The following is an 11,025-nucleotide window of genomic DNA, read 5'->3' on the forward strand; positions in this document are numbered from 1 at the left end:
GCGCCCCATCCGCCATCCCGCTGCCTCCGGCGGGAGTATTTATGGAAGAAAGAAATGACTGTCTATTTTATCGGTGCCGGGCCGGGTGACCCTGAGCTTTTGACGCTGAAGGCGGCGCGGGTGATCGGCGCCTGTCCTGTGTGTCTTTATGCCGGGTCGCTGGTGCCTGCGGAGGTTGTGGCCTGTGCGCCGGCTGGTGCGCTGGTGATGGATACGGCCCCGATGACGCTGGATGAGACGCATGGGGTGATCCTGGAGGCGCATGCGAAGGGGCAGGATGTGGCGCGGGTGCATTCGGGCGATCCGTCGCTCTATGGGGCGATAGCGGAGCAGATCCGGCGGTTGAAAGCCGATGGGATTGATTATCAGATCATCCCGGGTGTGCCGGCCTACGCGGCTGCTGCAGCGGCTTTGGGAACGGAACTGACCGTGCCGGAGGTGGCGCAATCCATCGTGCTGACGCGGATGTCGATGAAATCGACGTCGATGCCAGCTGGCGAGACGCTGGAGAATTTCGCGCGATCCGGGGCGACGCTGGCCATTCACCTGGGCATCAGGGCGCTGCGCGAGATTGAGCGGCAGTTAGTGCCGCACTATGGCGCGGATTGTCCGGTCGCGGTGATCTACCGGGTGGGCTGGCCCGACCAGATGATTATCCGGGGGACGCTGACGGATGTGCGTGAGAAGGTGCGGGCGGCCAAGATTACGCGGACCGCGCTGATTCTCGTGGGGCCTGCATTGGCTGATTCGCACGGGTTTCCGGATAGCGCACTGTATGATGCGGCCAAACCGCATGTCCTGCGCCCGCGCGTGAAGGCAAATTTATAAGGGTTTTTCGGGATTTGTGCGCAGAGGCACGGATATCGTTACTTGAAATTTACTATACTTGGGTCATCCTCGGTCATGCTTGGAGGGGTTAGTGATGTATACGTTTTTGCCTGAGGCCGTGCGGCAGGGTTTGGAAGAAGCACGGAAAGCTGCGCTGATGCGCAAGGATCGGCTGGTGGTGCATGATGGGGATGATACCTATCGCATTCGGCGGTTCTGGGATGGGGGCTTTGCCCTTGATCTGGATGGGTCTGAGCGGTTGCGCGGTCACGTCGACATTTATGATGGGCCCAAGCATTTGTATCAGTGCCTGGTTGTATCATCCGTGGATGAGGATGATGAGCGGGTGTTCGAATTCAAATGGCTGACGCCCGTGGCGGATAAACCGGCCGCAGATTTCGTGCGCCCGGACTTTGTGCCCGCCGGGCTGATCGGCAATTGAGCCATCGCCGCAGATGCGGCGATGGCCTTATCTTGTCTAGAACCCGATGAATTGGTCTGCCAGCGCGATAAAGAGCGGGATGCTCAGGATCGCGACGGGCGTGCCAAGGCCGGTTGATGAGCCGACATAGGCGGACGGGTTCGCGTCTGGCAGGGCACCGCGCATCGTGGGCGGGCCGGAGATATCGGAGCTTGAGGCTGCCATGATCGATAGCAACACCACACCACCAGCAGAGAAGCCGGTCAGGTGATGGGCGGCAAGGCCAATGCCGAAACCTAGAAGCCCATGGATGATCGGTGCGGTGATCCCATAAAGGACATAGGCGTGGGCGACCTTGCGCAGTTCTGACAGCCGCGACCATGCTTCCATCCCCATGATCAGCATCAGGATTGACAAAAGCCCCTGGAAAAGTGGTTCATAGAAGCTTTCATAGACGCTCTCTGGCCGGGCGAAGAGGCCGATCATGATCCCCAGAAGCAAGGCCGAGATGGCGGGGCTGCGCAGTGTGTCCACAAGGATGCCCTTGACAAGATCGCTATTGAAGTTGGCGCCACCTGTCCCGCCGCCGACCGTCATGGTCGCAGTCCCGCCACCGGTTGCACTGACGGTCTTGCGTGCCGCGCTCATCCGGGCAAGCACGATCGCAGTGACCAGCGCGGCGATATCCATGAACGGATAGAGCGCACCGATGAAGCCTTCGTAAAAGATGCCTTCGCTGTCCAGCATGGCCATGCCAGCGGCGAGGGTGGAGGCAGAAACCGCGCCAAAAAGACCGGCGGTGGCCATGCCGTCCATCGGTGAAACGCCGCGCCAGCGGGCGAGTGTCTGGCTGCCAAGCAGAACAATGGCGATCCCGATGACGGCAGCACCAATGGCCGGCACCATGAGTGAGACAAAATCAGCCTCGCGAATGGATATACCCGCTCCCAGCCCGACCTTGAGCAAAAGCAGGATGACGATGAATTTATAAACGGGATCAGGGACTTCCAGCTTGCTACCCAAGGCGGCGAGCATCATGCCACCCAAGAGAAATGCCAGTGTCGGCTTTTGCATCTGGGCGACCATTGTGGTGGCGATTTCGATGACGATGTCCATGCGGACCCCCTTTGATCTGGTGTTGCAGGGGATATGCAGTAGATCTGGTCGCATTAAAAATATAAAGATTATCCAGTATCATTCTAAAAAATAGAACTATGGATAATCTGAACTATCACCACTTGCGCTACTTTCATGCGGTCGCCCATGATGGCAACCTGACCCGTACGGCGGAGCGTGTGAATCTGTCGCAGTCGGCGTTGTCTATACAAATCAAGCAGTTAGAGGCACGGCTGGGCCATGCCCTGTTTGACCGGGTCGGCCGACGATTGGAGCTGACAGAGGTGGGGCGGATTGTGCTGGATCATGCGGATCGGATTTTTGGAACGGGGGCGGAACTACTGGCCACTTTAGCGTCAAGCGGTGATGTTAAGACGCCATTGCGGGTTGGGGCGCTGTCGACCCTGTCCCGGAATTTTCAGTTGCGGTTTCTGGAACCGGTTCTTGGCAGGGGCGATGTAGATCTGGTGCTGAAATCAGGGAGCGCGCGGGTGCTGTTCGAGGCGCTGACATCGCTGGCGCTGGATGTGGTTTTGACGACGGAGCCGCCACAGGCTGGGGGCGATTTCACGGCCCATCGCATTGCCGAACAGACCGTGGCGCTGCATGGTGTGTCGGCCCGGATGCACCACGGATCACTGAAAGAAATACTGAAAAATGAACCACTTATCGTACCGACAGACAACGCCATACGGGTGGCGTTTGACAGTCTGGTGGCAAGGTTGGGCGTGTCGCCGCGGATTGTGGCGGATGTGGATGACATGGCGATGGTGCGGCTTCTGGCGCGGGCAGATACAGGGCTGGCTGTGGCCCCGACAGTGGTGCTGGCGGATGAAATCGCGTCAGGGCGGCTGCGGACGGCGCCGTTTGATCTGAATATCTCGGAGAGTTTTTTCGCCGTAACGGTCCGCCGGAGTTTCCCGCATCCGGAATTGGAGCGGCTGATCGGGGTTAACCTGGGGGGAAGCGGTTAATGCCAGGAGCCCCTGCGAAAACCGTATCGGCATCACGTCGGACTTGCGTCGGCAAAACGTCGGACCCCACCGTACGGTAGGGTGGGTTAACGGGGCGTGCGGTGGGAAAGGTGAAGGAAGGGTTAAGGGGTGGAGGTGTCGGCACATACCAGACTCTCTACACCCCGTTCGAATGCTGCGGTCGCGGCCCGCATTGCTGACATTCGCCGCAACCGCAAAATCAGGTGGTCGTTAACTTACACAATTCGGGACAAGGCGCCATTTCGCTGTGATTGCGCCCACGGCGGCAATAGGAAGGTTGCAACAAGCTTGGTATGCGCTGCGGCCCTAAAAGATCACGGTCTTAATCGGCTCATCGCCAAACGCCTTACTTGAGGATTTCGACCATTTCGGCGTAGCCGCGTGACGTGGTGTGTTGCAGCGGCGTTACCCCATCGCGATCTCAGATGGATTTGTCTGCACCTGCATCAACGAGGATTTGCACAGTCTTGATGTGGTCAGGGCCTCCGTCGCCCAATACGACCGCTTCAATCAGTGCCGTCCACGCCAGATTGTTGATATGATCCAGTGGTGCGCCACCTTCGACAAGACGCGCGACCACGTCGTGATGTCCAAGATGGGCAGCAGCGATCAGGGCTGTGCCGTCGTAAACGCTGGTGATCAGATCCGGCGCGTTTCCAAGCTCCATCGCCAGTGACACCATTTCCGGGTCATCTGCAACGGCTGCGATGGTCAACACATCATGAACACGATTTTCGAGGGCGTTCATATCCGCGCCACCATTGGCCAGTGCGATCAGCACATTATCATGTGATGCAAATGCTGCGACATGTGCGGGCGTGCGCTGTGACCGATCTCGGACATCCACATCGGCACCTGCTGCGATCAAACGGCTGATCTCATCCACGTCGCCCTCGTGGGCGGCTAGGTGCAAGCCTGTATAAGACGCGATGTCAGAGGCAGATGGGGCCGTTTGCGCATGGGCAGACCCGGCGGCGGCGATGGCCAAAGCGAAGAGAAGGGAACGAAGCATGGTGCTACCTTTCAAAAAGAGGGGCCCGCCCCGCTGAAGGGACGGGCAGTGTGATTTATTCAGCGCCGATTGCGTCAAGACCGGCACGGGCGCATGTTTCGTCGATTGCGCCGGATGGCGCGCCACCGACACCGATACCACCGATCAATGCACCTCCGATCCGGATGGGCAGACCGCCAGCCTGTATCACCAGACGGCTGTCCATATCGCGCAAACCGCCATTTTCAGGGTTGCTGCCGATAAAGCCCGCAAGACCTGCCGTGTCACGGCCCATGCTGGAGGATGTGAACGCTTTGCCTGTGCTGGAACCGACAGTATGCGGGCCTGCATTGTCAGCGCGCAAAAGCACTTTGGTCTCACCGCTGCGCGCAACGATTGCAACGCTGAGGTTGTGGCCTTCGGCAGAGCAGGTGGCGACTGCGGCCTGTGCGGCAGAGGTCGCCATGTCGAGCGGCAAGTAAGGCGCTGTTGGCAGATCTTGGGCAAAGGCTGCGATGGGTGTCAGCAGAGCGGTCGAAAGAGCAATAGAGCGGATCATTGGTGTATTTCCTTTTGTTGAACTGATGCTCCGGTTCTAATTCGCAGTCATGACCCGTGATATTCGTAGCATCCGCAAAGGTGTCCGTAGTTCTACTGATCCGCCTTTGCATCCAGCCAATACCGCGTGAGTTCCGCCGCTGAAGACGTGCCCGCTTTGGCTGCAATCGCTGCACGGTGACTTTCAACCGTACGGGGCGACAGGGTCAGCGCATCTGCGATTTGCTTTGTGGTCAAACCCTTTGCGATCATCTCAAGAACTTCTTGTTCCCGCGTGGACAGGTGACGCACCAACGCCACCGCTTCTGCGCGTTCTTCCAAAGCTTGCCTGCGTTTCTCCAATTCCGTATGGCCCTTTTGGATTGCGTCAATCAGGTCATTTTCGTCCACCGGCTTGCTGAGGAAATCAACCGCACCATTGCGAAACGCGCGCCTGCACGCCTCTATGTCACCGTGGCCACTGATGATAACAGTGGGCCAAGTCACGCCTTGCTCCGTCAGCTTTTCTTGGAGTTTCAGACCCGAAATCGCGGGCATCCGGATATCAAGGATCAGACACCCCGGCGTCAGATCTGCCGCTTGTGCCAAGAATGTCTCGGGTGATGCAAAGCTGCGCACAGTCAGCCCGACAGTTTCCAACAGAAGGCTCAGGGCGCTCCGGACCGCCTCATCATCATCAACAAGGTAGACGTGGTTGGTCATGGCGCCGCCACCTTGGTTGAGAGCGGCAGGGACAGACGGAACGTAGTCTGGACAGTGTTGTCCAGCAGCATGATATCACCGCCCATTTCCTCAACCAGCCTATGACACAGCGCGAGGCCAAGCCCGGTTCCGTCCGGCTTGCCTGTCACGAATGGTTCAAAGACGCGGGGCTTGAGATGGTCAGGCACCCCAGGCCCATTATCGCTGACGTCCAGAATGACGGACCCACCATCAACATGCGTGCGTATCGTGACCTGTGCCGCGTCCGAGGCATCAAGCGCGTTGCGCACCAGGTTGAACACAACCTGTTCCAACTCGACCGGATCGGCATCAACAAAGAGTGGGCCAGCATGCAACGAAAGGGTCATGGCAGCCCCGTTCGTCTTCGCCTCCAATGCCAGCAGATTCTCAACACTTTGCGCGGCTTCATGGACGGAACAGGCTTCAGACGGCGCACGGTTTGGTTTGCTCCACCGTCGCAGGCGCTCAAGGATATTCGCCGCGCGCTGCGCTTGCGAAACCGTGTCATCCAACACCGTACCAAGACGGTCAACATCACCGCGCCGCGCCAAGTGGCGGCCAGCCTGTGCTTGGCTCAGGATCGCGGTCAGCGGTTGCGCCAGTTCATGCGCCATGCCGCTGGCCATTTCACCCATCGCATTGACGCGGGAGGCATGGGCCAGCCGGGTTTCCTGCGCGCTGAGTTTCGCGCGGTTCTCTGCATCTTTGGTGCGCGCGCGTTGTTTGAAACCGAAAGCTGACAGCAAAAGGAGCGCCGTGACCAGTGCGATAACAGACAGCACTTTTCCGACTGGCAAGAGGTCAGACAGATCAACGGCCAAAGATGTCTCAAACATCAAAGGCTGAGACGCACTGCCAAGCGGCTTGGAGAACCCGGCCTCTTGTGATTGAAGTTGACCCACCAATGCCGTTTGGCTGTCCGGCGTTGAAAGACGCAAGGACACAGATGGCGCGTCCCAAAACGGCTCGTCTGTGGCGACCAACCCTCTCGCGTCGATCACCAGCGCCAAACCATGCTGTGCTGCTTCAGAATTGGGGGTCCGTTTCACGAGCAGGTAGTGATCTGGCACGTCGGGCATTTGCCCGATTTGCAACGCCCCGGTCGAGCCGCGGGCCAGTTCAACGACGCGCTCCCTCGCCTGTGCAGAAAGGCTGGGCTGCGCTTCTATCACGGGTTGGGAAGGATCGTATGGCACGACATTCACCGACGTAATCCGAGGGTAAAACCGCTTGATCGTCGCGGCCACGTCGAGCAACAAATCCTGCCGTGCAACCCCACCCGCCACAAAAATCGCAGATAGCGATGTTAAATGCGCATCATGCTGATCCGCGCGTTGAGACACCAGACGATGCAGCGTTTCACTTTTGACCGTCAGTTCACGCACGAGGTTTTGCCGCTCAAAAAACGCCAAACCGCTGAGCGCGAGCACGACGGCACACGCCCATAGTAACGTGTTTCGCCAGAAATTTTTTGGGCGTGAGACAGTCATTTCTATTCATCGCAGCTGTGGGTGCAAACACCAATCCGTATTTCTACGGTTACGAGGCTTTGCCGCGATGCCAATTCAATTGAGACCCCGTATCGAAAGGACCCGTCATATTTCACAATATCATCAAGGCGAAGAAGTGGACATTGATGCAGCTTACAGCATTTGGAACCTTGGGCTCACAGCTACCGTTTTCCGCCTCGTGGCCTCGTGTAGGATCGACTCAGATAGCATCGACACGAACGGCCCATTCCTGCCATTCACCGACCGGTCGAGATGCTGCGATCGCAGCCCGCATTCCGGTCATTCGCTGCATGTGCAAGATTTGGCGTCTAGCTAACTCACAGTTCGCGGGACATTGCTGTCATTGGCGTCATTGGCACCAATGACCGGACTGTTATTTGCTGGGTCGATCTCTGCCGGATCGCCAACAATCTGCGCGCCGCTACTTTCCCTAGGCCCCGCGAGTGTTAATCATGCCGGATCCACTCGCACGATCTAACGCGCCGCGCAGTTCCGGGGCCAGTTCCCGGCTCACCGGCAGGCTCCGTCCGTCATGCAGATCAACGGTCCACTTGTTGCCCGACCGATTCAGGCTCTTCACGGCATCCAGCCCTACCCAATGCGATCGGTGCACACGCATTCCCGGATAGCCGTCCAGTTCCGCCTCGGCATCGGCCATCCGCATTAGTAACGTTTCGGACCCAGCCCGCGTCACGACTTCGAGGTAATGGTCCTGAATGGATAGCGATACCAGTTCTCGACCCAGATCAGGTCGCAGTCTACGCAGAAACACCTCGCCAGGGGTGTGCGGGCGCGAGGAGGCTTTCTCAGGCGGTAAAGGGGCCATCTCTGGCGTGGGCATCTTCACTGGCAAGAATCCACCCTTGCGATACTCGATCAGCCCCATAATGCAGCCCACTACGGCCACAAAGAGCCAGATCGTCAGCCCGAAAGCAGGAGTCGGGATGACTTCGCGGTACAACCCCTCGAGAAAGAGGATGACTACCGCTCCGGGCACCGCCGCAAACAGCACAGCCCCAAACAGCCGGATGTAATGGTCAATATGCGCTAGCGCCGGATGGGTCAGCGTCAAGACGATGGCCACCTCCATGAAAAAGCCCACGCCCAGTAACGCGACGCTCCAGTACACGGCGCGCTGGCTTAGGGAAAGCGCCTCGTAGGTTCCGAACGGCCCTACCACGACGGCAAGCACGACCATGATCAAAACGACCAGTGATTTTCTAAGCAGCCAGAATCCCATGCCATTTCACGTAACGCAAAATGGAAGTTCTGCCAAATGCCGATTTTTCCAAGACATTTTGCGAATTTCGGGTTGCCGGCCTGACGTCCACCCCCAAACCATCAGGCATTGCGACGACCAAGTCATTTTCACCGGAGATCAGCGCGTGCCGCAGTTTGGAGTTACTGAAAGCACCCTCCCAGAAGCTAAATAGGAGATAAGTTATGAGAGAACCAATCAAGGTTGGCTTTGAGGAAGTACGCGACGCTGCAGTCGCCTTAAGCGAATTTGAGACGGATCTTGGCGCGAAGATGCTTACCGACGCGCTTGAAACCATGCTTACCGGACAAGCCAAACCGGCAAATCAATTCTCCGAAGCGTTGAAGCAAGACAAGAGCGCACTTGAATTGCTTTCGCGGTCAGACCGGAAACCGGGTGGGAAGATCGCCGTCCCTTGGCAGAACATGCGCATTGCCAAGGACGTTGCCGGAATCGGCACAGAGAAAGTCATACGGTATCTCAGGCGCTCGGCCGAAGAACTGGGCGAAGATCGCAAGCGCGAAGCCCGGATCATGGCAAAGACGGCGAAGATGATCGACGTGAAGGACGACACCAGCGCGTATGATCGCAGCTCGATGAAAGAGCTGTTCGGCCCGCTCCAGATAGATCGCCGCACCGGCAAGCCCATTGTTGACAGGCAAGCCGCCCGGGTTCGGGGCACGGCGCTGGCTGCGCTGGCAAAACTGACACCAGAGCTGCGCGCTGAGATCCGAGCCTGGTCGGCCTCTGCCCCGCTTCCGAAAGTCACGCGCGGTTATCTTAGTCGGATCTGGGGTTGGCGTTTCATCGACGGCGGCGTGATGCTGGCAATGATGGACCCGGGCAATGGACAGGGCAACCCGCCCTCGACACCTACGCCGATGTCAGAGCTGCGCTTCAATCTGCACCGGGTTGACTGCATCAGCGACACCGACGGTGGCGAGATGGGTGCTGACGAGATCGAATTGGGTGGAACGGACACATCGGGTATGGAGAACGCGCCTACGGATGCGTTGATTGGCACGTTTGGGCCCGTGTCCGCAGGCGATTTCCGGACCGGCGACGACCGAACCTTCTCACCTCCCTTTGTGCTTAACAATTGGGGCCTGACAGGACTGGACTTTCCGCACACCTTCCTAGTCAATTTGCTCATGTCCGAGAAGGATGCGAACGATAGGTTTGTTGAGATCCTTGATGACCTTGCCGCAGCAAGCGCCGATGATCTGAGTGCCCTCATCACCGCTGTTTCTGCGGCTGCAGGTGCTGCCGCAGGGGCCGCAATCGGCGGCGCGATCGGCACATCGGTTGCTCCCTTGATTGGGTCACTTATCGGCTTGGTCGTCGGAGCGCTTGCCGGGCTTGTCGGCGCGTGGGTTTCTGGGGCAGTCAATCCCGAAGTGTTTGAGAATGTCCGGACTTTAGCGGTCATTCTCGACGCACCTCATGAGTCCCGCGACGGCTCGACCAGCACACCGAGCGAGACTGTAACCTATGTCGACCATGGGGGACACTACACCGTTCGGTGCAACTTCTCTCTGCACTGATCCTGGTTTGGTGGCGGAACGAAACAATAGCTCCCGCGTGCGAAGAGTGCGCGGGAGCAACTATGCCTATGATTGGGCTAGATGCAGAACAGCAGCCATTCAGGGTGAGCGCAGCATCATTCAACTTGGGCTCGTTGCAAACCTCTGATGCGGCGCGGCATCGGCGTGATCTGGGGTGCCCGGCGAGGTAAACCGGCCCAAAGCCGCCGTCCGTCGACGATATCAGATGCTCCGGTGCGCCCGTCAGACCGGACTTTCGCCGCAACCGCGAAATCTTGAAGGTGGCGAACTCACACATCGCGGGATTTTCCCGACCTTCGCCGCATAGTGCGCCGACGGCAGCTAGCGGTCTTTGCGCACTCACGTGCAGATAGATAAGATATGTCCAAACTACAATTGGAGACAAACATGCGCCTCTTTATGACCTCATCCCTTTTTGCTTTTTTGGTTCCGCTGGCCGGCAGTGTCGCAGCGGAGGGGCTGGTGTCTGTCTATCGTGAAGAACTCTACCCGGCGAGTTATGACACGACCCTAGTATACTCACAGCAATGGTCTGCCGCTTATCTGACTGAGGTCTTCAGCGACGTGCACAGCATCTATGTCGGTAGCGAGGGCAAGCTGAGCGCCTTTCACGGGGTGCTCGAACTGCATTGCACCCAGCCAGAACTTTCTAGATGGGTCGCCACCGGGGAAGTCCCAGATGAGAACACCGTACCGGGTGAGGCGATCCGCGAGATCAGACGGTTGTATTGTTAGATTAAAGACGCTGCGGTCAACGCGCAGTTAGGGCCGGTTCCGCCGAGCTTCAAATGATCACTTTTCCGAAAGTGGACTTTGGCTTCGGTACAGAAAATCTGAAAAATCGGCTCTCCGCCGCCATTAGTTCGGTCGCAGCATGTTCGCGGCTCCGGTCCGGTGCCATCGGCAGGGACGGCCCAGACCGGATGAGGTGGGTGGCTCCTGCTCCACCGGCATCGAATGTGCCAAAGTGCAGTTATCATCAACTGCTAGGATAGGAGCCACCCAATGACAGTTAAGACAGTCGGCCTAGATTTGGCCAAGGATGTTTTTCAAGTTCAC

At 58.1% G+C, this 11,025-nt stretch carries 11 protein-coding genes; 5 read left to right on the forward strand and 6 right to left on the reverse strand.

What is annotated here, in order from left to right; all coding sequences use genetic code 11:
- Window positions 1-54: 54 nt before the first annotated feature.
- On the forward strand, window positions 55-828 hold the full coding sequence (cobM, locus tag ACFWW2_RS17545) for a precorrin-4 C(11)-methyltransferase (protein ID WP_393930090.1): 774 nt from the start codon (window positions 55-57) through the stop codon (window positions 826-828).
- A 94-nt stretch (window positions 829-922) separates the two neighbouring features.
- Entirely contained in the window at window positions 923-1,270 is a 348-nt protein-coding gene (locus tag ACFWW2_RS17550) for a hypothetical protein (RefSeq protein WP_393930092.1), read from the forward strand.
- A 36-nt stretch (window positions 1,271-1,306) separates the two neighbouring features.
- Here ACFWW2_RS17550 and ACFWW2_RS17555 read toward each other — a convergent pair whose 3' ends face one another.
- On the reverse strand, window positions 1,307-2,365 hold the full coding sequence (locus ACFWW2_RS17555) for a sodium-dependent bicarbonate transport family permease (RefSeq protein WP_393930094.1): 1,059 nt from the start codon (window positions 2,363-2,365) through the stop codon (window positions 1,307-1,309).
- A 98-nt stretch (window positions 2,366-2,463) separates the two neighbouring features.
- On the opposite strand from ACFWW2_RS17555, the gene ACFWW2_RS17560 reads away from it, so the two are divergent.
- A complete protein-coding gene (locus ACFWW2_RS17560; protein ID WP_393930096.1) occupies window positions 2,464-3,339 on the forward strand; it encodes a LysR family transcriptional regulator in 876 nt (291 codons plus the stop codon).
- A gap of 442 nt (window positions 3,340-3,781) precedes the next feature.
- On the opposite strand, the gene ACFWW2_RS17565 is transcribed toward ACFWW2_RS17560, so the two are convergent.
- From ACFWW2_RS17565 to ACFWW2_RS17585, 5 genes are all read right to left on the reverse strand, one after another.
- Entirely contained in the window at window positions 3,782-4,372 is a 591-nt protein-coding gene (locus ACFWW2_RS17565) for an ankyrin repeat domain-containing protein (protein ID WP_393930098.1), read from the reverse strand.
- Between the two features lie 55 nt (window positions 4,373-4,427).
- Window positions 4,428-4,910, reverse strand: a complete 483-nt coding sequence (locus ACFWW2_RS17570; RefSeq protein ID WP_393930100.1) for a GlcG/HbpS family heme-binding protein — start codon at window positions 4,908-4,910, stop codon at window positions 4,428-4,430.
- A gap of 92 nt (window positions 4,911-5,002) precedes the next feature.
- Window positions 5,003-5,611 carry a response regulator transcription factor gene (locus ACFWW2_RS17575; RefSeq protein ID WP_393930102.1) on the reverse strand — a complete coding sequence of 203 codons (609 nt, stop codon included), beginning with the start codon at window positions 5,609-5,611 and terminating at the stop codon, window positions 5,003-5,005.
- Window positions 5,608-7,017, reverse strand: coding sequence for a sensor histidine kinase (locus ACFWW2_RS17580; RefSeq protein WP_393930104.1), 1,410 nt, complete (start codon window positions 7,015-7,017; stop codon window positions 5,608-5,610). The genes ACFWW2_RS17575 and ACFWW2_RS17580 overlap by 4 nt, the downstream gene beginning before the upstream one ends.
- Before the next feature lie 556 nt (window positions 7,018-7,573).
- A complete protein-coding gene (locus tag ACFWW2_RS17585) occupies window positions 7,574-8,383 on the reverse strand; it encodes a LytTR family DNA-binding domain-containing protein (protein ID WP_393930106.1) in 810 nt (269 codons plus the stop codon).
- Window positions 8,384-8,673: 290 nt separating this feature from the next.
- Between ACFWW2_RS17585 and ACFWW2_RS17590 the strand changes: the two genes are divergently transcribed.
- Together ACFWW2_RS17590 and ACFWW2_RS17595 are read left to right on the forward strand one after the other, a co-directional pair.
- Window positions 8,674-9,945: a hypothetical protein gene (locus ACFWW2_RS17590; protein WP_393930109.1), complete on the forward strand. Its 1,272-nt coding sequence runs from the start codon at window positions 8,674-8,676 to the stop codon at window positions 9,943-9,945.
- A gap of 420 nt (window positions 9,946-10,365) precedes the next feature.
- Window positions 10,366-10,701, forward strand: coding sequence for a hypothetical protein (locus tag ACFWW2_RS17595; protein ID WP_393930112.1), 336 nt, complete (start codon window positions 10,366-10,368; stop codon window positions 10,699-10,701).
- Window positions 10,702-11,025 lie beyond the last annotated feature (324 nt).

This window comes from Yoonia sp. R2-816, assembly GCF_046762905.1.
Classification (GTDB): domain Bacteria; phylum Pseudomonadota; class Alphaproteobacteria; order Rhodobacterales; family Rhodobacteraceae; genus Yoonia.